This is a genomic window from Amycolatopsis palatopharyngis, from assembly GCF_003385185.1.
Classification (GTDB): Bacteria; Actinomycetota; Actinomycetes; order Mycobacteriales; family Pseudonocardiaceae; genus Amycolatopsis; species Amycolatopsis palatopharyngis.
This window is the reverse complement of the sequence record NZ_PQHZ01000008.1, coordinates 137,983-158,807: the sequence shown is the minus strand read 5'-3', so window position 1 is coordinate 158,807 and position 20,825 is coordinate 137,983. Positions and strand designations below refer to the sequence as shown.

Here is a 20,825-nt window from a genome sequence, read left to right as displayed (position 1 = left end):
CGCACGGCAGGATCAGCTCAGCCGAATTTTTCCGGCGCGAAGTGTCGAATTCGGCCCCTACCGTTCGACGCACTGATGAGAGCACGTCAGACGGACCACCAAGGAGCAAGTATGCGCACCCTGATCACAACCGCCTTCGTCTCACTCGACGGCGCCATCGAGGCGCCCGGTGGAGAACCGGGCTACCGCAACTCCGGCTGGACGTTCAAGGACATCGAGTTCGACGAGGCCGCCTACGAGATCAAGGGCCGTGAGCAGGACGAATCCGCGGCGATGATGCTGGGCAGGGTCAGCTACCAGGCGTTCTCGACCGTGTGGCCGGACATGACCGAGGAGTTCGCCGGCTACAACGCGATGCCGAAATACGTCGTGTCGACCACGCTGAAGGACGAGGACCTGGTGTCCAACTGGGGCGAGACCACCATCCTCCGCTCACTTGACGACGTCGCCGCGCTCAAGGAGACCGAAGGCGGCCCGATCATCATCCACGGCAGCGGCGGCCTGAACCGCAACCTGGCCGACGCCAGCCTGATCGACCGCTACCACCTGCTGGTCTTCCCGGTCCTGCTCGGCGCGGGCAAGCGGCTGTTCAGTGAGACCGACAAGGACAAGCAGAACCTCAAGCTCACCGAAAGCGAGACCTACGGCAACGGAATCCAGAAACTGGTCTACGACGTCGTCCGCTGACCGGTTCCGGCGGGCCGGCCGGGTGCACCGGCCGGCCCACCGGAGCGCGCATACTGGAGGCAGGAGAGGGGGCGCATATGCCTGAGGACAGCACGCCACCACCTTCGGACGGCGACTACACCGAGTCCGGAGTGCCGAACTTCGACTACGTCCGTGATCGGATCGAGAACCGGTTCGGCACGGCACAGGGCTCGACCGAACTGGCCGGTGAGACTCCGGAGGCTGCATCGTTCGACGACAAGCTCGCCGAACGAGACAAGGCCGCCCAGGACAAGCTGGCGGAGATCCGTCGCTCCATGAGGGACGACTGACCGGAACCGCCCGCACGAATGCGGCCGTCAGACCGGACCGCGAGTGCTCACCAATCCGTGTCCCGGCGCGCCCTGTTCGGTCATCGGCGGACGTGCCAAGGCCTGCAGGGCGCTGATTCGGGCCACGGTGATGACGTCCTGGGCGGAGCAGCCGCGGGACAGATCGTTCATCGGCGCGTTCAGCCCCTGCAGGATCGGGCCGAGTGCCTGTGCCCCGCCAAGCCGCTCGGCGATCTTGTAGCCGATGTTGCCCGCGGCGAGGTTGGGAAAGACGAAGACGTTGGCCTGCCCGGCCACCCGGGATCCCGCGGCCTTGCGCTGACCGACCGAGGCAACCAGCGCCGCGTCGAACTGCATCTCACCGTCCACCGCGAGTTCGGGTGCTCTGCCGCGGACGAGTTCGGTCGCGGAACGCACCCGCCGCACCGACTCGTGCTCAGCGCTGCCCTTGGTACTGAAGGACAGCATGGCGACCGAGGCCGTCAGGCCGGTGAGGCTCTCGAACGTTGCCGCCGTGGAGATGGCGATGTCGGCGAGCTGACTCTCGTCGGGCTCGGGCACCACCGCACAGTCGGCGAACGCCATTGGTGAGCCGTCGGGCGGGAGCATGAGGAAACTGCTGGACAGAACGCGGGTGTCCGGTCCGAGGCCCAGTACGTGAATCCCGGCGCGGATCACGTCTCCCGTGGTCCGTGTGCTGCCGGCCACCCCCGCGTCCGCCGCACCGATGTCCACCAGCGCGGCGGCGAGATACACCGGATCCTGCATCCGCGTGCCGGTGACCGAAGCGTCCCATCCGCGCTGGGCCGCCACCTCCCGCACCCGTGCACCGGCCGGTCCCATGGACAGCGCGGCAGGGGTGTTCACCTCCGCGGCGGACGGCAGGTCAGTCGCGTCCGGTTGTTCGCTCACCAGGATCGGGGTGATGCCGTGCCCGGCCAGTTCGGTGGCCGCTTGCCGGATCCGGGGGTCGTCGCCCTCGGCGAAGACGATGCGCGGCGAGGAAGCGGACCCGTCGGCGGTGAGCCGACGGGTCCACTCCTCGAACAGGGAGATGGTCACGTCTCAGCTGTCCTCAGCCGAGGACTTCGGCCAGTGCTCGCACGGGCAGCTGGTGTGCGCGCGCGACGGGCGGGCTGGTGACCTCGCCGCCGACCGTGTTGAGCCCGCCGGCCAGCACCGGGTCCTCGCGCAGCGCCTGCTGCCAGCCCTTGTCGGCGATGGCCGTGGCGTAGGGCAGCGTGACGTTGGTGAGCGCGTAGGTCGAGGTGTTCGGCACCGCACCCGGCATGTTGGCGACGCAGTAGAAGACGCTGTCGTGCACCGGGTAGGTCGGCTCGGCGTGCGTGGTCGGCCGGGAGTCCTCGAAGCAACCACCCTGGTCGATCGAGATGTCGACGAGCACGCTGCCCGGCTTCATCCGGCTGACCTGCTCGTTGGTCACCAGGCGCGGGGCGAGCGCCCCCGGCAGCAGCACCGCGCCGATCACCAGGTCGGCCTCGAGGACCGCCTTCTCGATCTCGAAGCTGTTCGCCACGATGGTTTTGACCCTGCCGTCGTAGCGCCGGTCCAGCGCGCGCAGCTTGTCGACGTTGGTGTCGAGCACGGTGACATCCGCCCACATCCCGACCGCCATGGCGATCGCGTTCGTGCCCGCGACACCAGCGCCGAGCACGACGACCTTGGCCGGGCTTACCCCGGTGACTCCACCGAGCAGTAGCCCCCTGCCACCTCCGGTGCGTCGCAGGGACTCCGCGCCCACCTGCGGCGCGAGACAGCCCGCCACCTCACTCATCGGGTACAGCAGTGGCAGCGCACCGTTCGGTAGCTGCACGGTCTCGTAGGCGATCGCGGTGGTGCCCGCGCGCAGCAACGCGTCGGTGCACTCGCGGGACGCGGCAAGGTGCAGGTAGGTGAAAAGGGTCAGGTCCGGACGCAGCCGGTGGTATTCCGACTCGATGGGCTCCTTCACCTTGAGGACCAGTTCGGACTGGCCCCACACCTCGTCGGCGGATTCCAGGATCTTCGCGCCCGCGGCGACGTACTCGTCGTCACGGATCGAGGATCCGGTGCCCGCCCCGCTCTCGATGACCACATCGTGGCCCCGGCCGGTCAACTCGTGGACGCCTGGGGGCGTGATGGCCACTCGGTACTCGTGGTTCTTCACTTCTCGGGGCACGCCGACACGCATGGCGATACCTCACTTTCTTGGCTCGTAAGAGAATCTGGGGAAGCTTCAGCGGTTGATATGTGTGTCCACCGCGGACAGGACCGCGTCGACCTTGTGCAGCAGGTCGTCGAGCACCGGCTCGTCGGCCACCAGCGGCGGGGAGAGCATGAGCATGGTGGCGCCCCGGTCGTCGGGGCGGGTGATGAGGCCGACGTCGGACATGGCCTTCGGCATGACCTCGCGGACCAGTTCCACCGACTGCGTCTCCGTCAGCGGCCTGCCGCTTTGCCGGTCACCGGTGAACTCGAGCGCGTAGAAGAAGCCGGTACCCCGCCATTCGGCCACGCACCCGTGCGCGTCGCGCAGCCGGTCGAGACCACGCTGGAAGTGCGGCTCGAGCCTGCGGACGTTGCCGAGCACGTCCTCGTCCCGCAGTGCGGTGAGATTGGCGGCGGCCACCGCGGTGGACACCGGATGCCCGCCCCAGGTCGCACCGTGGGTGAACGCCCCGGCCAGGGGGGACTCCAGCAGACCGCTCGCGAGCTCACTGCGCAGCAGCACGCCGCCGAGCGGTGCGTAGCCGGAGGTGGAGCCCTTGGCGAAGGTGATCAGGTCGGGTACGACGCCGTACTTGGCGCTGCCGAACCACTCACCGAGCCTGCCGTAGGCGCAGATCACCTCGTCGGCGACGAGGAGAATGCCGTAGCGGTCGCAGATCTCCCGCAACTGCTGCCAGTAACCCTCCGGCGGGACGAGCGCGCCGCGGGAGTTCTGCACGGGTTCGGCGAACAGCGCCGCGATCGTTTCCGGACCCTCCTCCTCGATGGCCGCGACGAGCGCTTCCACAGAGGGCAGTTCGGCGGCGCTGCCCCCCTCCGGCACGGATTCGCCGAGAGTGTGCGGTACGTGCCGGACACCGGGCATCAGCGGGCCGAACGGTTCCTTGTACTTCGGGATCCCGGTCACCGCGAGCGCGCCGAGCGTGGTGCCGTGGTAGGCCATGTCCCTGGCGATGATCTTGGTGCGCTGCGGCTCGCCCTGACTGCGGTGGTACTGCCGGGCGAACTTGATCGCGGATTCCACCGCCTCGGAACCGGAATTGACGAAGAACACCACGTCGAGGTCACCGGGGGCGAGGTCGGCGATCATGCCCGCCGCCTCCGCCGACGCCGGGTGCGTTGCCGACCAGTTGGTCCAGTACGCCAGCGTCTCCATCTGCTTGGCCGCGGCGGCGGGAATGTCCGACCTGCCGTGGCCGATGTTCACACAGAACAGGCCGGCGAGACCGTCGAGGAAGCGCTTGCCGCGGTCGTCGTAGAGGTAGCACCCCTCGCCGCGGGTGATGACCGGCAGTTCGGCGTCGCGCCAGACCTGCCCTCGGGTGAAGTGGGGAAACAGGTGGCGCTGGGCCAGCGCCCTGATGTCCGACTGGGTCACGAGGATCCCTCCAACAGTGGTGGCCGTCGCGGTAAGTGATTTCGCGGCGCCTTATTCGATGTTCGGGTTATGCGCGGTCGCTGGTAGGACTTCTGTTCTCGGCTCCCGTGCATGCAGCCGCCGCGAGCCGGTCTCCGCACGCTCCGTCCGGCCCCCGTCGGCCGCATCGTGCATAACCCTCACTGTGGGGGAGTGCCAGGACCCATTCCAGATCCAGATTGCGACCGCTTTTTGGGTGCCAGCCGAGCGTCGGCGGCGCGATCGGATGGGGTTCTGGTACCGAAAATCCGGTGCGAAACTGGACCTGTGCTTGGTGCCACACCGAAATTACCTTGACCGGAACGCGATCAACCGGCAAAGGCTGGAGGCCCGATGTCATACGCCTCGCACGACCTGAACCGCGGTGCGGACCTGATTCTCTTCGGTGGGCGGGTGCTGACGCTCGACAAGGTGGGAACCAGGGCCAGCGCCATCGCCGTTCGCGATGGAAAGGTGCTGGCAGCCGGCTCTGATCGCGACATGTTGATGCTCGCGGGGCCGGAGACCCTGCGGCACGACCTACGGGGCAGGACTGCCATCCCCGGTTTTGTGGAAACGCATACGCATCCGTACTTCTACGGCCTGACCCTGGACGCGGAGATCGACGCGGGGTCACCGCCGAACGACTCCGTGGGCGATATCGTCGAGCGGGTCGCGGAGGCCGCGCGAAACACCCCCGGCGGCGACTGGATCGTCGGCTATCGCTACGACGACACCCTCCTGCGCGAGTCCCGGCACCCGACGCGACACGACCTCGATCCGGTGTCCGGTGATCACCCGGTGCTGCTGGTGCACATCTCGGGGCACTTCGTCACCGCCAACTCACTCGCGTTGCGGCAGGCCGGGATCAGCAGGGCCACACCGGACCCCGTCGGCGGCACCATCGGCAGGGACGAATCTGGTGCCCCGAGCGGCGTGCTGGCGGAGACGGCCGCCTTTCCGGTGTACGCGTTGTTGCCCAAGCGATCCGAGCGGGAGATGGCCGAGGTCCTCCGGCTCGCGAGCGACGCCTACCTCGCCGCGGGAGTGACGACGGTGCACGACACCGGGATCGGCCTCCTCAATGGACCGGCTGAGCTCGACGCGTATCGCACGGCTGTCCACTCGGGATGGATGGGCCCGCGCGTGCGGGGCTACCTGCTGGACGACGTTCTGCGCCAGCTGGGCTCCGGCGTGCCGGGGCCACGGTCCGCCGCTGTTCGAGGGCTCGACCCCGACCGGTTCAGCCTGGACGGGGTGAAGATCATCTCCGACGGTTCGATCCAGGGGCTCACCGGCTGCCTTTCCGAGCCGTACACCTGCTCGCCAGGGGAGAGCGGGATGATGCTGCTCCCACCACGCGAACTCGCCGATCGAGTCGCCAACCTGCACGACTCTGGCTGGCAGGTGGCGGTACACGGCAACGGTGACGCGGCGATCCAGGCGATTCTCGACGCGTACAGCAGTCTTGGTGTGGCACAGGGGGATCAAGGACGGCGGCACCGGGTCGAGCACTGCCAGACCGTCCGAGCGGACCAGCTCGACCGGATGGCCGCCCACGGCGTGCTGGCCTCGTTCTTCGTCAAGCACGTGTACTACTGGGGTGACCGGCATCGTGACCGGTTCCTCGGCCCGCAACGGGCCCGGCGGATAAATCCCCTTGCCTCCGCCCGCACCCGAGGTGTCACGTTCGGCCTGCACGCCGACAGCCCGGTCACCCCGGTCCCGCCACTGGAGGGGATCTGGTGCGCGGTACAGCGCCGGACCAGGGACGGCGAGGAACTCGGGCCCGAGGAGCGGGTCGACGTCGAGACCGCGCTGCGTGCCTATACCTCCGATGCCGCTTTCCTCGGTTTCGCCGAGAACAACCGGGGTTCCCTGGAACCGGGGAAGTTCGCCGACATCGCGATCCTGTCCGGCGACCCCACCGCCATAGCCGGGGAGAACATTCGCGACCTGACCGTCGACGCGACCATCGTCGGCGGTGACGTCGTCCGAGTCCGGCACGGCGCGGTGTGGTCCCGGGGCGCAGCCGAACAGGATCGTGTCGCGACATCCACGACGGGAAGGACAGACCCGTGATCTGGTATGCCCTCTACATCGCCGCGTTCGTCGTGCTCATGTTCGGCGTTGGTCTCTACCACTTCCGTAAGACCAAGGGTGCGGACGACTACCTGATCGCTGGTTGGGACGTCGGCCCGATCAAGATCGTCCTCACCGTGATCGCCACCTGGGCCGGGGCGTCGATCTTCATCGGCAGTGTCGGGCTCGGTTACCAGTTCGGCCTGTCCGGCTATGTCCGGTTCGCGCTTCCGGCAACGGTGTTCTCGCTGATCCTGGCCGTGGTGTTCGCCAGGAAGCTGCGCAGGACACGGCTCTACACCGTGCCCGACATCTTCGACGAACGGCTGGGCAAGCCCGCCGGGGTCATCCCGGCACTGCTCTCGGCCGGCCTCTACGCCGCACCGGTGACCGCGATGCAGATCGTGGCGCTGGGCGCGATGTTCAACATTCTGTTCGGTATGCCCCTCGGCTGGGGGCTGATTCTCGGCTGGGCGATCATCTACGGCTACACCATGCTCGGCGGGCTGCCCAGCGTCATCGTGACCGACAGCATCCAGACGGTCGTGCTCGTCGTCGGTCTGGTGATCATGGGTGTGGCGACGTGGAACTACGCGGGCGGGATGAGCGACATCGCACCGTCGGTGCCCGACGGGCATTTGAGCCTGGTCGGAGACAATCCGATGGGCACCCTCGTCTTCGCCATGACGATCGGGCCGTTCTACCTCATCTGGCAGTCCAGCTGGCAACGCATCTACGCCGCGCGCACCGAGCGCATCGCCCTGTGGGGAAACGTCGCGGGCATGGCGGTCGCGGGCACCGTGATCGCCATCATCCCGGTGTTCATCGGAATGGCGGCTCGCTCCTTCGTGCCAGCCGAAGGGCTACGGCCCGACTCGGTGTTCTACATCGTGTTGCAGGACATCCTGCCGCCATACCTGGGCGGCATCCTGGCGATGGCCCTGATGGCGGCGCTGGTGTCGGGCGGCGACTCGTTCCTGCTGCAGGGAACGGCGAACCTGACCCGCGACCTGTACCAGCGCTACCGCCGGCCGGACGCGAGTCAGGAGCAACTGCTGCGCACGTCGCGCTGGGGTGTGACGCTTATCGGCCTGGTGGCGCTGCTGATCGCCTTCTTCATCACCGACATCGTCGGCATCTACACCTACACTCTGAAGTGGACGGCCGCCGCGCTCGTGCTCCCGTTCCTCGCGGTGATGTTCTGGCGGCGCACGACCCGCTTCGGTGTCATCGCGAGCATGGTGGCCGGCCTCGGCGTCACCATCGGCTGGGAGGTCGTCGGCAATCCGTTCGGGCTCACCGAGATCCTTCCTGGCTACCTGGCCGGCGCCGCCGCTCTCGTGCTCGGCAGCCTGTGCACCGACCATGCTCCTGGCGAGCAGGTCAGGGCCATCTGGTTCGACGGTCTGGAGCGCAAGGTGCGCCAGCCCGCACCGGAGGAGGTGCGCGCCACGGAGGAGGTGCACGACAAGGAGCAGATCGTGCCTCGCAGGCCGGGGACCGAACCGGTGGAACCGGTGTGACGGGAGGCTTGAAGGTGTGCCGGCCGCGGGCCTCAGTCCAACTCGTCGATCGCTTGGCCGAGCTGGACGACTCCCGGTCGGATGGCCGCGCGCGGGATCGCGGCGAAGCCGAGGCGGAAGTGGTTGCGGTTGGCCGCGCGGTCGGCGAAGTAGATGTCCCCGCGCTCGATCACCACACCCCGCCGCAACGCCAGCTCGGCGAGTTCCGCACAGTCCAGATCGGACGGAGCCGTCACCCAGATGCTCACCCCGCCCGGCGGCGGATCGACAGGCCACGGCAACGTCTCGTTGAGGGCCTCGCGCAGGGTCTGCCACTTGCGCTGCAGCTGGGTTCGCCTGCGCCGGACGGTGCGGTGATACTGCCCGCTCTCGATGAGCAGTGCCATGGCCCGCTGGACGTGCCCGGACGCGTGCCGCACCCGGTACCTTCGCTGGTTGCGCAACTCGCGGATCAGTTCCGGTGCCGCGACCAGGTAGCCGAGCCGGAGTCCTGGCGCGAGGAACTTGGAGAACGTCCCGAGGTAGATGACGCGGTCGCTGTCCGGCAACGCCTTCAGCGCGGGAGTGGGACTTCCCTGGTAGCGGAACTCGCTGTCGTAGTCATCCTCGATGATCAGCGTGCCGTGGCGGCGGGCCAGCGAGAGGAGTTGCTGGCGTCGGCCGATGGAGAGGGTGACGTTGGTCGGGCTGTGGTGGCTCGGGGTCAGGTGCAGCAGATGCACGTCGGCCAGGTCGGGCGGCGGGATCAGGCCCGCACCGTCGACCGGCATCGGCGCGACCGTCGCCCCCGCCCTGGCGAAGATGTGGCGGGCATCCAGGTAGCCGGGGTCCTCCACGCCGACGGTGTCGCCGGGACGCAGCAACGTGGAGGCCAGCAGGTCGAGTCCCTGCTGCGAGCCGAGGGTGATCAGGACCTGGTCCGGGTTCACCTCGATACCGCGCGCGGGCAGCACGGCCCGGCACAGGGCCTCCACGAGCAGGGGGTCGTCCTCGTCGATTCCGTCGCGCACGCTGTAGTGCAGGTGCGGGGGATCCAGGGCGTCGCGCAACGCACGCGACCAGGCAAGGCGGGGGAACGACTCGGCCTCGATCTGGCCTGCGACGAACGGAAACGGGTAGCGGTCCCAGTCCCGTACCTTCGCGATCTCCGGCATGCCGGCATCCGGTGTGGGCCGGATCAATCGTGACCAGTCGACGGAGTCCGTGTTCGTGGACCGCTCCTCGTGCTGGTCGAGGTGGGTGAGCATCTCGGGATTGATGAACAGGCCCCGCCGGGGACGGGATTCGATGAACCCCTGCGCGTGCAGCTCCTGGTATGCGGTGTTCACCGTATTGCGCGAGACACCCAGTTCGCGGGCGAGTTCCCGGGAGGACGGCAGGGGCAGGCGCGGATTCAGCGCACCGGAGGCGATCGCGTGCTCCAGCGCCTTGCGCAGCTGTTGGTAGATCGGCTCTCCAGTGCCGCGCTCGATGGAGATGAGAGTCCGTCCCATTAGGTCATTCTGACCGATTGGGCGCCCGCTTGGGAAACACTCCGGGCGTCATAGCGGTTGGGAATGACTTCTCGGCTGCTCATGCCAGCACCTGCAGCGTCGTGAACGCCACGCCGGCGACGAGCAGGGTCGAGAACAGGCCGAGCAGCAACGCACGGGGGCCGGTACGGATCAACGCGCGCACCCGAACCGCGCAGCCGAGTCCGAACAGCGCGCCCGCCAGTAGCAGGGTGGTCAGTACCTTCGCGACGTCCAGTGCGCCTGTGGGGAGTACATCGACGGTGCGGAGCGCGACCATCGCCAGGAACCCGAGCACGAACAGCGGCACCAACGGTGGCCTGCTACCCGATTCGGCAGGGGTTCCCCTGCGCTGCACCATGCTCACCGTGGCGACCATCGGTGCCAGTAGAACCACCCTGCTGAGCTTGACGACGGTGGCGGTGGCGACGGCGGCGGCGCCTGCGGGCGAGGCGGCCGCCACGACCTGTGCGACCTCGTGCACGCTCAGTCCAGCCCACTCACCGAGGCCGACGCCGGTGAAGCCCAGCATCGGGCCGAGCAGTGGCACCGCCACGATGGCGAGGCTGCCGTAGAGGGTGACCAGCGCGACGGCGGTCGCGACGTCGGAGTCCTTGCGCTTGACGACGCCCTCCATGGCAGCGATCGCCGATGCGCCGCAGATGGAGAAACCCGTTGCCACCAGCACGGAAAGGCCGTGCGGGACGTGGAGCAGCCTGCCGAGGCCGAGGGTGCCGAGGAAGCTGATCGCGACCGTGAGCACCACGGCCAGAATCGTGCCCGCGCCGAGTTGGAGGACCTGCGGAACCGCGAGTTGCAGGCCGAGAAGTACCACGCCTCCGCGCAGTAATCGGCGGGTCGCCCAGCGCACCCCCGCGCTGGTCGCGTCGGGCACACGTGGCAGGTTCCCCGCGACGACACCGAGAACGACGGCGATCGTCAGCGCACTGAGCGCGGGCACGGCGAGATTGACCAGGAAGGCGACGGCGACACCGACGGCCACAAGTGTCAGCCCCGGCAGCAGGTTCCGCGGCGCCGCGGCTCGGGCGCTCGTCGCCGGAACCGTCGCTGTTTTGTTCTCCGCTGTCGCCATGACTACTACGGTGGGAGAAAAGACCGTTCGGCGGTAGCCGGATACTGAGCATGTTGTCATACCCTTGGGCTATGACGTCGACGCCTGATCTCGAATCGTTGCGGTTGCTCGTGCTGATCGGCGAGCGTGGAAGCCTTGGCAAGGCGGCCACGGAGCTCGGCGTGGCCCAGCCGTCCGCGAGCAAACGTCTGTCTATTCTGGAACGCCAGCTCGGGCTGGTTCTGGTGGATCGGACGCGAAGGGGGTCGGCGCTGACGCCTGCGGGCAAGGTCGTCTGGGGCTGGGCGGGACGCGTGCTCGACGAGGTGGACGGGCTGCTGACCGGCGTGGAGGCCTTGCGTTCCAAACGCGACGCCGAGCTCAGGGTGGCGGCCAGCATGACGATCGCCGAACACCTGGCCCCGATCTGGATCGGGGAACTACGGCGCGCGAAACCCGAACTGTATGTGGGCCTGCAAGTGACGAACTCGGAGACGGTGGGCGAGCTGGTCCGTGCGGGTCAGGTCGACCTCGGTTTCGTCGAGTCGCCTTCGGCTCCGACGGGCTTGTCCACCCGCAGGGTCGCGGCCGACCGGTTGCTGGTGGTGGTGACGCCGACCCACCCGTGGGCGCGCAGGCGCAGGGCGTTGACCACCCAGGAGCTGGTCACCGTTCCGCTCGTGGTCCGCGAACGAGGGTCGGGCACCCGGGAAACCCTTGACCGGGCGCTGCGGCGTGCGGGCGCGGGCGAGATCGCCCCACTGGTCGAGCTCGGTTCGGCCGCGTCGGTACGAGCGGCGGTCATCAACGGCACCGGACCCGCCGTGATGAGTGAGCTGGCGATCGCCTCGGATCTCGCCGAGGGCCGGTTGATCGAGGTTGTCGTCGAAGGACTGGACCTGCGCCGCACCCTCCGAGCCGTATGGCCTGCCGGCCGCAGACTCGTCGGCCCGGCGGCGGCGCTGCTGGCCTCGGCGACCGGTGGTCGCTGAACAGGGCAGGTCTTCGTCAGGTCGTGGTACCCGCCCTGCGTTCGAGTAGCACCGTGTCGTGCCAGGTGTCGCCGACACGGCCGATGCGCTCGCGGATCCCCACCGTGCGGTAGCCGGCCGAGTGGTGCAGCGCGATACTGGCGCGGTTCTCGGTCAGCACCGAGGTCTGCAGCGTCCACAGCCCGGCCGTGTCGGCCGCCATGACCTGGGTGCGCAGCAGTGCCTTGCCGACTCCGCGGCCCCGCTGTGCCGCGTCGACGTACACCGACGTCTCGCCCACTCCGGAATAGCACTCCCTGTCGGACACCGTCCGCACCGCCGTCCAGCCCACGACGGCGCCGTCCCGCTCCGCGACCCAGCGGTGTCCCGGCAACCAGGTGGCTTCGAGGTGCTGGCGGCTGGGGACCGTCGTCTCGAACGTCGCGATCCCGGTTTCGATGCCTTCGCCGTAGATGCGCAGCACTTCGGGCCAGTCACGCTCCTGCAGGGCGCGCACGGTGACGTCGTCCGGTACGTCGGCGGGGCAGCACGGGCGCGGGGCGAGCATGCCCATCACGGCGTCGGCGGCGTGCGGCAGTCCACTGCAGCAGGCCTGGTTGATCGAAACCCGGGTCGCGGTGCCCACCTTGGCCAGGTGGAGGAAGCCGACCTCGGAGAGTTTGCGAATGTGGTGCGAGCAGGTCGACTGACTGATGCCGAGGGTCTCGGTGAGCGCGCCGACCGAGATGCTCCCGCCAGGTGCCGTCGCCACCGCGTGCAGCAGCCGCACCCTGGTCGGTTCCGCCAGGCAGCCGAACCATTCCGCGTAGGTGGCGGCTTCGGGCGCGGGCAGGAGTTCCGCGGTGCTGATGCTCATGCCGCCAAGTATCGTCCCCGATCGATGGTTGCGTCAATCGATGCCGATCGATACATTCTCCCTTGAATGATCGAGCGGCATCGATGAAAAGGTGGAGACGATGAGCGCACTGCCGGTGGTAGTGATCGGCGCTGGTCCTGTGGGGCTGGCCGCGGCGGCACAACTGGTCGAGCGGGGGCTCGAACCGCTGGTGCTGGAACGCGAGAGTGCGGCAGGTGCGGCGGTCGCGCAGTGGAACCACGTGCGGCTGTTCTCCCGGTGGCCGGAGCTGGTGGACCCCGCCGCGGACCGGCTGCTGGCCGCCACGGGTTGGCAGCGTCCCTCGTCCGGATATCCGACCGGGCAGGAGTGGGTCAGCGAGTACCTGCGGCCGCTGGCGGCGGCGCTCGGGGAGCGGGTGCGGTTCGGCGCCGAGGTCGTCGGCGTGGCTCGTCGTGGTCGCGACAGGGTGGTCGACGCGGGCCGGGACACCGAGCCGCTGACCGTCCATGTGCGCTGTCAGGACGGCAGCGAGGAACTGATCTCCGCGAACGGTCTCATCGACGCCTCGGGAACGTGGGGCAATCCGGGTCCGCTCGGTGGAGACGGCCTGCCCGCGCTCGGTGAGGCTGCGGCCGCCGACCGGATCGGCTACCGGGTGCCGAACCTGGGCGACGATGGGGAGCGGGCGCGGTACGCGGGCCGGCACGTCGTTGTCGCGGGCAGCGGGCACTCCGCGCTGACCGCACTCGTGGCCCTGGCCGCGCTCGCCGATGACGCCCCGGAGACACGGATCAGCTGGGTGCTGCGCCGGGGGGCGGTGGGCAACGCCTTCGGCGGCGGGAAGGCGGATCAGCTTCCGGCCAGGGGAGCGCTGGGGCTCAAGGCACAGGAGGCGGTGCGGTCCGGGCGGATCACCGTGGTGCCGGGATTCCGCACGGAGATCGTGGAACGCGACCACGACGGGACGCTCACGCTGGTCTCCGGGGAGGGCAACCGGATTCGGCAGGTGGACGAGGTCGTCGTCCTGGCCGGTTTCCGTCCCGATCTCTCCCTGCTCTCGGAGCTGCGCCTCGAACTGGACAGCACGCTGCAGGCGCCGGTCGCCCTCGCGCCGCTGATCGACCCGAACGTCCACTCCTGCGGCACGGTCTATCCGCACGGGGTCACCGAGCTGTCCCATCCCGAGCCGGGGGTGTTCCTGGCGGGGATGAAGAGCTACGGGCGGGCGCCCACCTTCCTCGCCATGACCGGTTACGAGCAGGTCCGCAGCATCGCCGCCGCACTCGCGGGAGACAGGGAGTCGGCCGAGCGGGTCGAGCTGACCTTGCCGGAGACGGGAGTCTGCGGGGGAGCGGGACTGTTCGACGAGGCCGAGCCGGAATCCGCAGGCGGCTGCTGCGCCCCGGCACCCGCCGCCGCTGTCGCTGTCGCCAGGGAACCAGAGCTGGTGTCCTTGCAGGCGCCGTCCTCCGCGAGTCGGTGACGACGCGGGCGGCGACACAACGGTCCACTCTGGACGAATCAGGGCTACGGCGAGTGCTCGTTACGTTGTGCGTCACCGAGATCACCAGCTGGGGCGTGTTGTACTACGCCTTTCCGGTGCTGGCGACCGAGATCAACGCGGATACCGGCTGGTCGGTGGTCTCGGTGACGGCAGCGTTCTCCGGCAGCCTGCTCATGGCGGCGCTCGTGGGGATCTGGGTTGGGCGCGTACTCGACCGCCGCGGCCCGCGCGCGGTGATGACGGCCGGGGCAGTACTGGCGGTACCCGCGGTGCTGTTGATCGCCGCCGCACAGAATCTGGTCTGGTTCTGTGCGGCGTGGCTGCTCGCCGGGGTCGCCATGGGCGCCGTGCTCTATCCGCCTGCGTTCGCGGCGCTGACGCGTTGGTACGGGCCCCGGCGGGTCCGCGCGCTGACGGTACTGACCCTGGTGGCAGGCCTGGCGAGCGCGGTGTTCGCTCCGCTGACAGCCGTGCTCGCCGAACAGCTGAACTGGCGGGGCGTCTACGTGGTCCTGGCCATCATCCTGGCGCTGGTCACCGTTCCGGGGCATGCCTTGGGCCTGCGCGGGCCGTGGCCGGAACCGGTGGACGAAGGACCGGTGACTGCCGCGCGTGCTCCGGCCAGGGTGCTGCGCAGCCGTGCCTTCATCGCGCTGGTGGCGGCGCTGGCGCTGAGTGGGTTCGTCGCGTCCGCTGTGGTGATCAACCTGGTGCCACTGCTGGTCGATCGGGGCATCGACCCGGCAACGGCGGCTCTCGCCCTCGGCCTCGACGGCGCCGGTCAGGTGCTGGGACGGCTCGGCTACAGCTCATTGGCGCGGCGACTGGGAGTGCGCGCTCGCCTGGTGCTGGTCCTGCTGGGGGTCGCGGGCACCACCGCACTGCTCGGCGTCCTGACCTCGGCTGCCGCACTGATCGTCGCGGCGACGGTGGCGGGAACGGCGCGCGGGATCCTCACCCTGTTGAACGCGACGGCCGTGACCGACCGGTGGGGCGCGGCGCACTACGGCCGGCTCAGCGGAGTGTTGTCCGCGCCGTTGACCGTCACCACCGCTCTCGCGCCATGGGCGGGGGCGAGCCTCGCCGCCGTGGTCGGCGGCTACTCCCCGATGTTCCTCGTGCTCGCGGCCTCGACGCTGGGGGCCACCGCGTTGGCACTGGCGAGCACGCCACCACAACTGTCCGAGAGGAAACCATGCACGACGTCATTGTGATCGGTGGGGGACAGTCAGGTCTCGCGGCGGCACGCGCAGCCCAGAACCAGGGCCTGACTCCGATGATCCTGGAGGCGGGGCCCGAACCGGTCGGTTCCTGGCCGCACTACTACGACAGCCTCACGCTGTTCTCACCCGCGGAGTACAGCGGAATTTCCGGCGCACCGTTTCCCGGGGAGGCCGACCGATATCCGGAGCGGGACGAGGTGGCCGAGTACCTGCGGCTGTACGCCGCCGCGCTGGGCGTCGACATCCGGACCGAAACCCGGGTCCGCTCGGTGAAACCGTCGGCCGACGGCTTCGGGGTCCGGGCGGATGGCGGCGAGACCTACCGCGCCGCTGGTGTGGTCGCTGCCAGTGGGTCGTTCGGCAACCCGCACATCCCGGTCCTGTCGGGACAGGAGAACTTCGGCGGCAACCTGCTGCACGTGTCGGACTACCGCGACCCGAAATCGTTCGCCGGGCAGCGCATCGTGGTCGTCGGCGGAGGGAACTCGGCGGTGCAGGTCGGCTACGAGCTCGCCGAGGTCGCCGAGGTCACGCTGGCCACCCGGCAGCCGATCAGCTTCGCGCCACAACGCAAGGACGGCCACGATCTGCACTACTGGTTGTGGCGGACCGGGTTCGACCAGCTGCCGCCGGAATGGCTCGCGAAGATCGTCACGGCCACGCTCGTGCTGGACACGGGGGAGTACCGCAACGCCCTCGACACCGGGCGGATGAATCGGCGACCGATGTTCGAGGGCTTCGACGGGGATCGGGTTCGCTGGCCGGACGGCACCAGGGAAAAGGTGGACACCGTGCTGTTCGCCACCGGTTACCGGCCCCACCTCGGCTATCTGGAGCCGCTCGGGGCGCTCGCTGGTGGCCTGCCGCTGCATTCCGGCGGAATCTCGGCGACGCACCCGGGCCTGGTGTACGTGGGACTGGAGTTCCAGCGTTCGTTCTCCTCCAACACCCTGCGCGGAGTGCACCGCGACGCCGAGTACGTCCTGCCGGCACTCGCCGCCCACCTGACCGGAGCCGGAGCCCTGGTCGGTGGATGACGCGAACGTGACTAGTGGCTGGCGGTGAAGGTGCCGGCGAGGGCGGTGTGGCGTTGTTCGGTGTCGTTGTTCATGCCGGTGATGGTGACGGTGGTGCCGCGGTTCTCGTATTTGGTGGTGATGGCGTCGAGTGAGGCGACGGTGGAGGCGTCCCAGATGTGGGCTTCGGAGAGGTCGATGACCACGGTGGAGGGGTCGTTCGCGTAGTCGAACTGGAAGACGAGGTCGTTGCTGGAGGCGAAGAACAGCTGGCCGGTGACGGTGTAGATCTTGGTGGTGCCGTCGGGGTCGAGCACGCTGTCGACGTTGACCAGGTGGGCGACGCGGCGGGCGAAGAGAACCATCGCGACCAGGACGCCGACGACGACGCCGATGGCGAGGTTGTGGGTGATGACGGTGACCGCGACGGTGGCGAGCATGACGGTGGTTTCGCTCTTGGGCATCCGGCGCAGGGTCTTGGGCTGGATGCTGTGCCAGTCGAAGGTGCCGACGGCGACCATGATCATGACGCCGACGAGGGCGGCCATGGGGATCAGCGCGACGATGTTGCCGAGGGCGACGACGAGGATGAGCAGGAAGACGCCGGAGAGGAAGGTGGAGGCGCGGGTGCGGGCCCCGGACTTCACGTTGATCATGGTCTGGCCGATCATGGCGCAGCCGCCCATGCCGCCGAAGAAGCCGGTGACGATGTTGGCGACGCCCTGGCCCCAGGATTCGCGGGTTTTGTCGGAGTGGGTGTCGGTGATGTCGTCGACCAGTTTGGCGGTCATGAGTGATTCCATGAGTCCGACCAGGGCCATGGCGATCGCGAACGGCGCGATGATGGTGAGGGTTTCGAGGGTGAACGGCACGGTGGGGATGCCGAGTACGGGCAGGCTGTTGGGTAGTTCGCCTTCGTCGCCGACGGTGGGCACGGCGATGCTCGCGGCGATGGTGATGGTGGTCAGGGCGACGATCGCGACCAGGGGTGCGGGCACGGCCTTGGTCAGCCGGGGCAGGCCGATCATGATGGCCAGGCCGGCGGCGAGCAGGACGTAGACGGTCCAGGGCACGTTCATCAGGTAGGGCACCTGGGCGAGGAAGATCAGGATGGCCAGGGCGTTGACGAAGCCGACCATGACGCTGCGGGGCAGAAATCGCATCAACCGCGCCACTCCGGAGACCGCGAGCAGGACCTGGATCATTCCGCCGAGGACGACGGTGGCCAGCAGGTACTCGACGCCGTGTTCACGCACCAGTGGGGCGAGGACCAGGGCGATCGCGCCGGTCGCGGCGGAGATCATCGCCGGGCGGCCACCGGTGAAGGCGATCGTCACCGCCATCGTGAACGACGCGAACAGTCCGATTCGGGGGTCGACGCCCGCGATGATCGAGAACGACACCGCCTCCGGAATCAGCGCCAGCGCGACAACGAGCCCGGACAGGGCCTCGGTCCGCAGCACGCGCGGGGACAGCCAGGCAGGGGTGGACATGCGCGAGCGCAGGACGGCAGGAAGCGACATCATCTTCTTTCACGGACAGCGGTAGATCACCGTGAGACGGTGCAACCGGTGACGAACAGCGAGACAGTAGGAGCCGCACCAGTGGGGCTCACTCGATTCAGGTGAACCATACCCTCACGTAAGGGAAGACATAGGCGAAGTGTGATCTACGTCCGTCTGTGACAGCGAGCACTGGCGGCGGAACCGATGGAGATGTGTCGTGCTCGTTCTGCGTTCGATTGTCCTGTTCGTCCTGGCAGCGGTTGCGGAGATCGGCGGTGCCTGGCTGGTCTGGCAAGGCGTCCGGGAGCACCGCGGCTGGATCTGGATCGGCGGTGGGGTGATCGCGCTCGGTCTGTACGGGTTCGTCGCGACGCTGCAACCGGATGCGCACTTCGGCCGGATCCTGGCCGCGTACGGAGGTGTCTTCGTCGCCGGATCACTGGCCTGGGGCATGGTCGTGGACGGCTTCCGGCCGGATCGCTTCGATGTGACCGGCGCCTTGATCTGCCTGGCCGGAGTCGCGGTGATCATGTATGGCCCGCGTGGGTGAATCCGAGGAGTACGAGAGAGAGAAGGGCTGGGGATGAGCTTCGGGGACAAGCCGTTGACGCTGCTGGACGCACCATCGAACCTCGGGTTGCGGCCACCGGAGGAAGGTGCGGTACCGGGTTGCTACAAGGCGCCCGGCGTGTTTCGCGACGCGGGTCTGCTGGCCCGGCTGAACGCGCACGACGCCGGGGTGGTGACGCCACCGCGGTACCTCTCACGGTGGACACCGGGGACGGTCCGCAACGAGGAGGCCATCGCGGACTACTCGCGCACGCTGGCGTCGCGGATCGCGCCGCTTCTCGAGCACGCGCGACTGCCCGTCGTGCTGGGCGGTGACTGCAGCATCCTTGTCGGTATAGGCCTCGCCCTGCACCGTGCCGGCCGGTACGGACTTGTGTCACTGGACGGGCTGGACTACCGCCACCCCGGAAACAGCGATGCGGTGGGCGCGGCAGGCGGGGAAAGCCTCGCGATGGTCACCGGCCTCGGCGGTGCGCTCGCGACCCTCGACGGCACTCGGCCGTACATCAGGTCGGGGGACACAGCGGCCATCGGCTTCCGTAGCGATGATGAGTACGCGGACGAGGCCGCCGCCGCAGGCCTTCGCCTGGTGGACGCCCCCGCCGCAGGACACGACCCGATCGCTGCGGCAGAAGCGGCGCTGGCAGTGGTCGATAGTCCCGGGTTGGACGGGTTCTGGATCCACGTCGATGCCGACGTGATCGATTCGAGCCTGCTGCCAGCCGTGGACAGCCCGGAGCCCGACGGCCTGACCTTCGAGCAACTCACGGCGATTCTGCGGCGCCTACTGGAATCGCCGCGGGTGGTCGGGCTGGACCTGACCATCTACGACCCCGACCGGGATCCCGGACTGCACGGCGGAAAGCGCCTCACGGAGGTCCTGGTCGACGCGCTGTCCTAAGACACTTTCGCGGGAAGTGCCCTAGGACCACGGTCGGTGTGAGGTCGTTGCGTACGGTGCGGTCCGTCTGGGTGCTTGGCGTTGGGTTGGCAGGACCGGTTCCTGGTGTCGGACCGTCGGCGGGTCGTGTGCGGTGTTGCGGATGGGTTTCTGTTCCGGATCCAGCCATTCCGGCGGGATGAACTCCGGTGTTCCGTGGCGGATGCGGACCGACCATTCGGTGTGGTGCAGTTCGCGGTGGTGCCGGGCGCAGACGAGGATCATGTTGTCCAGATCGGACGGTCCGTGGTCGATCCACGTCAGCACGTGATGAACGTGGCACCACTTTGGACCGCGTGTGCAGCCGGGGCGGGTGCAGCCGCGGTCGCGGATGGCGAGGGCTCGGCGTTGGGCTGGGGTGGCCAGGCGGGTGGCGCGGCCGAGGTCGAGGACCTCCCCCTGAGAACCGAGCACGGCGGGTAGGACTTTCGCCTCGCAGCACCAGCGGCGGAGTTGGCTGATGGAGGTGTAGCCACGGGCGTCGAGCATGGCGGTGTCCGCGCGTTGTTCCAGCTCGGCCAGCGACACGGTCACGGTCACCACGGCCCGTTCCCCGCCGGTGGTGGGCAGGTCGTCGGCGCGGGCGGCCAGCCCGATGATCTCGGCCAGAGCGTCACCCTGGCGCTGCACCGGGGTCCGCGGGTCCGGCAGCCCGTCGGCATCAACGGGGTCGGGTTTGGCCAGCGGATGCATCGCGCCTTCGAGTTCGGCCGCGGTCTCGGGATCGAGTTCGCCGGTGAACACGTACTGTCCGTCGTAGCGGTAGCGACCCCGGAACTCCCGATGCGGCCCGGCGTGGCGGCGCTCCCGATCCTCCGGTGGGGTGCCTTCGATGTTCCAGTGCCCCAGGATCTGTTGCCCAGCCTTCGCCACATCCACCGGACGAGCCTGCCGCGCCAACTCCACCAACGTCCGCTCCGACGCCAAGCGGTCGGTGTCCGGCAGAGCAGCGGGGGCCTGGGCGAGGACTTTCTGGATCTGGGTGACGTGCTCCGGCCCGATCTCTCCCGCCGCCAGAGCGTCCTTCGTGAGCGGCATCGAGGCAGTCGCCTGGGCGACGCGGGTTTTGGCTTCGCCGCGGGACAGCCGCAACGCCATCACCAGCATGGTCACCATGCTCGGATACCCCTGTTCTCCGGCCAGACCCCGCTTGCCGGCCTCCGCGACCAACTCCAGCATCCGCCCGTACTGCCGACGCAGAGCCTTCTCGGACTCGAGCAACCCACCGAGCAGCTCCCCCTCGGAGAGCTGCCACACCGGAAGTACCTGCTCGTTGTCCACGTCACCGACGCTACTCGAACACACGTTCTACCGGCAGCGCCCGTCGGCAAGCGGTCAACCAACCCCGCCCAACGGCACCCCGCGACCACCCCCACTGCGCACACCCCACCCCGCCCGTCGCACTTTCCCGGGAAAGTGCGAACGG

General features: G+C 68.7%; 18 protein-coding genes. 10 read left to right on the top strand and 8 right to left on the bottom strand.

Annotated elements, in window-relative coordinates:
* Positions 1-111: 111 nt before the first annotated feature.
* Entirely contained in the window at positions 112-687 is a 576-nt protein-coding gene (locus D0C15_RS08825) for a dihydrofolate reductase family protein (RefSeq protein ID WP_116042659.1), read from the top strand.
* A 77-nt stretch (positions 688-764) separates the two neighbouring features.
* Entirely contained in the window at positions 765-998 is a 234-nt protein-coding gene (locus tag D0C15_RS08820) for a PspA/IM30 family protein (RefSeq protein ID WP_116042656.1), read from the top strand.
* A 27-nt stretch (positions 999-1,025) separates the two neighbouring features.
* On the opposite strand, the gene D0C15_RS08815 is transcribed toward D0C15_RS08820, so the two are convergent.
* Genes D0C15_RS08815 through D0C15_RS08805 form a run of 3 tightly spaced genes read right to left on the bottom strand, consistent with a single transcriptional unit; the run spans position 1,026 to position 4,605 of the window.
* Positions 1,026-2,060, bottom strand: coding sequence for a phosphotransacetylase (locus D0C15_RS08815; RefSeq protein WP_116042654.1), 1,035 nt, complete (start codon positions 2,058-2,060; stop codon positions 1,026-1,028).
* 13 nt (positions 2,061-2,073) lie between these two features.
* Positions 2,074-3,189, bottom strand: coding sequence for an alanine dehydrogenase (ald, locus tag D0C15_RS08810; RefSeq protein ID WP_116042651.1), 1,116 nt, complete (start codon positions 3,187-3,189; stop codon positions 2,074-2,076).
* Positions 3,190-3,234: 45 nt separating this feature from the next.
* Positions 3,235-4,605, bottom strand: a complete 1,371-nt coding sequence (locus D0C15_RS08805; RefSeq protein ID WP_116042648.1) for an aspartate aminotransferase family protein — start codon at positions 4,603-4,605, stop codon at positions 3,235-3,237.
* 372 nt (positions 4,606-4,977) lie between these two features.
* On the opposite strand from D0C15_RS08805, the gene D0C15_RS08800 reads away from it, so the two are divergent.
* Positions 4,978-6,705 (top strand): amidohydrolase, encoded by a 1,728-nt coding sequence (locus D0C15_RS08800; RefSeq protein ID WP_116042646.1) that lies wholly within the window; start codon positions 4,978-4,980, stop codon positions 6,703-6,705.
* The gene (locus tag D0C15_RS08795; RefSeq protein WP_116042643.1) at positions 6,702-8,228 is read left to right on the top strand and encodes a sodium:solute symporter family protein; all 1,527 of its coding nucleotides are present in this window, start codon (positions 6,702-6,704) and stop codon (positions 8,226-8,228) included. Before D0C15_RS08800 ends, D0C15_RS08795 begins: the two co-directional genes overlap by 4 nt.
* 32 nt (positions 8,229-8,260) lie before the next feature.
* Here D0C15_RS08795 and pdxR read toward each other — a convergent pair whose 3' ends face one another.
* Together pdxR and D0C15_RS08785 are read right to left on the bottom strand one after the other, a co-directional pair.
* A complete protein-coding gene (gene pdxR / locus D0C15_RS08790; RefSeq protein ID WP_116042641.1) occupies positions 8,261-9,721 on the bottom strand; it encodes a MocR-like pyridoxine biosynthesis transcription factor PdxR in 1,461 nt (486 codons plus the stop codon).
* 79 nt (positions 9,722-9,800) lie between these two features.
* The gene (locus D0C15_RS08785) at positions 9,801-10,832 is read right to left on the bottom strand and encodes a YeiH family protein (RefSeq protein ID WP_116042638.1); all 1,032 of its coding nucleotides are present in this window, start codon (positions 10,830-10,832) and stop codon (positions 9,801-9,803) included.
* 71 nt (positions 10,833-10,903) lie between these two features.
* On the opposite strand from D0C15_RS08785, the gene D0C15_RS08780 reads away from it, so the two are divergent.
* Positions 10,904-11,803 (top strand): LysR family transcriptional regulator, encoded by a 900-nt coding sequence (locus D0C15_RS08780; protein ID WP_116042635.1) that lies wholly within the window; start codon positions 10,904-10,906, stop codon positions 11,801-11,803.
* A gap of 16 nt (positions 11,804-11,819) precedes the next feature.
* On the opposite strand, the gene D0C15_RS08775 is transcribed toward D0C15_RS08780, so the two are convergent.
* Positions 11,820-12,659, bottom strand: a complete 840-nt coding sequence (locus tag D0C15_RS08775; RefSeq protein WP_116042632.1) for a helix-turn-helix domain-containing GNAT family N-acetyltransferase — start codon at positions 12,657-12,659, stop codon at positions 11,820-11,822.
* A 100-nt stretch (positions 12,660-12,759) separates the two neighbouring features.
* On the opposite strand from D0C15_RS08775, the gene D0C15_RS08770 reads away from it, so the two are divergent.
* From D0C15_RS08770 to D0C15_RS08760, 3 genes are read left to right on the top strand one after another with little or no spacing between them, the layout of a single operon-like run.
* Complete coding sequence (locus D0C15_RS08770) at positions 12,760-14,124, top strand: FAD-dependent oxidoreductase (protein ID WP_116042630.1); 1,365 nt, start codon at positions 12,760-12,762, stop codon at positions 14,122-14,124.
* A 53-nt stretch (positions 14,125-14,177) separates the two neighbouring features.
* Positions 14,178-15,359, top strand: a complete 1,182-nt coding sequence (locus tag D0C15_RS08765; RefSeq protein WP_116042628.1) for an MFS transporter — start codon at positions 14,178-14,180, stop codon at positions 15,357-15,359.
* The gene (locus tag D0C15_RS08760) at positions 15,341-16,405 is read left to right on the top strand and encodes a flavin-containing monooxygenase (protein WP_116042625.1); all 1,065 of its coding nucleotides are present in this window, start codon (positions 15,341-15,343) and stop codon (positions 16,403-16,405) included. Before D0C15_RS08765 ends, D0C15_RS08760 begins: the two co-directional genes overlap by 19 nt.
* An 11-nt stretch (positions 16,406-16,416) precedes the next feature.
* Here D0C15_RS08760 and D0C15_RS08755 read toward each other — a convergent pair whose 3' ends face one another.
* Positions 16,417-17,907, bottom strand: coding sequence for a SulP family inorganic anion transporter (locus D0C15_RS08755; RefSeq protein WP_116042816.1), 1,491 nt, complete (start codon positions 17,905-17,907; stop codon positions 16,417-16,419).
* 199 nt (positions 17,908-18,106) lie between these two features.
* Here D0C15_RS08755 and D0C15_RS08750 point away from each other — a divergent pair, with 199 nt between their 5' ends.
* Both D0C15_RS08750 and D0C15_RS08745 read left to right on the top strand, forming a co-directional pair.
* Complete coding sequence (locus D0C15_RS08750) at positions 18,107-18,439, top strand: YnfA family protein (protein ID WP_116042623.1); 333 nt, start codon at positions 18,107-18,109, stop codon at positions 18,437-18,439.
* 33 nt (positions 18,440-18,472) lie between these two features.
* Entirely contained in the window at positions 18,473-19,360 is an 888-nt protein-coding gene (locus D0C15_RS08745; protein WP_116042621.1) for an arginase family protein, read from the top strand.
* A 21-nt stretch (positions 19,361-19,381) separates the two neighbouring features.
* Here the strand turns inward: D0C15_RS08745 and D0C15_RS08740 are convergent, their stop codons facing one another.
* Complete coding sequence (locus D0C15_RS08740) at positions 19,382-20,680, bottom strand: HNH endonuclease signature motif containing protein (protein ID WP_245975655.1); 1,299 nt, start codon at positions 20,678-20,680, stop codon at positions 19,382-19,384.
* Positions 20,681-20,825: the final 145 nt, after the last annotated feature.

Bases quoted from the DNA above. Each gene is read 5' to 3' on its own strand.
- D0C15_RS08825 (WP_116042659.1), top strand. From the start codon at position 112: ATGCGCACCCTGATCACAACCGCCTTCGTCTCACTCGACGGCGCCATC.
- D0C15_RS08820 (WP_116042656.1), top strand. From the start codon at position 765: ATGCCTGAGGACAGCACGCCACCACCTTCGGACGGCGACTACACCGAG.
- ald (WP_116042651.1), bottom strand. From the start codon at position 3,189: ATGCGTGTCGGCGTGCCCCGAGAAGTGAAGAACCACGAGTACCGAGTG.
- D0C15_RS08800 (WP_116042646.1), top strand. From the start codon at position 4,978: ATGTCATACGCCTCGCACGACCTGAACCGCGGTGCGGACCTGATTCTC.
- pdxR (WP_116042641.1), bottom strand. From the start codon at position 9,721: ATGGGACGGACTCTCATCTCCATCGAGCGCGGCACTGGAGAGCCGATC.
- D0C15_RS08785 (WP_116042638.1), bottom strand. From the start codon at position 10,832: ATGGCGACAGCGGAGAACAAAACAGCGACGGTTCCGGCGACGAGCGCC.
- D0C15_RS08780 (WP_116042635.1), top strand. From the start codon at position 10,904: ATGACGTCGACGCCTGATCTCGAATCGTTGCGGTTGCTCGTGCTGATC.
- D0C15_RS08775 (WP_116042632.1), bottom strand. From the start codon at position 12,659: ATGAGCATCAGCACCGCGGAACTCCTGCCCGCGCCCGAAGCCGCCACC.
- D0C15_RS08770 (WP_116042630.1), top strand. From the start codon at position 12,760: ATGAGCGCACTGCCGGTGGTAGTGATCGGCGCTGGTCCTGTGGGGCTG.
- D0C15_RS08760 (WP_116042625.1), top strand. From the start codon at position 15,341: ATGCACGACGTCATTGTGATCGGTGGGGGACAGTCAGGTCTCGCGGCG.
- D0C15_RS08755 (WP_116042816.1), bottom strand. From the start codon at position 17,907: ATGTCGCTTCCTGCCGTCCTGCGCTCGCGCATGTCCACCCCTGCCTGG.
- D0C15_RS08745 (WP_116042621.1), top strand. From the start codon at position 18,473: ATGAGCTTCGGGGACAAGCCGTTGACGCTGCTGGACGCACCATCGAAC.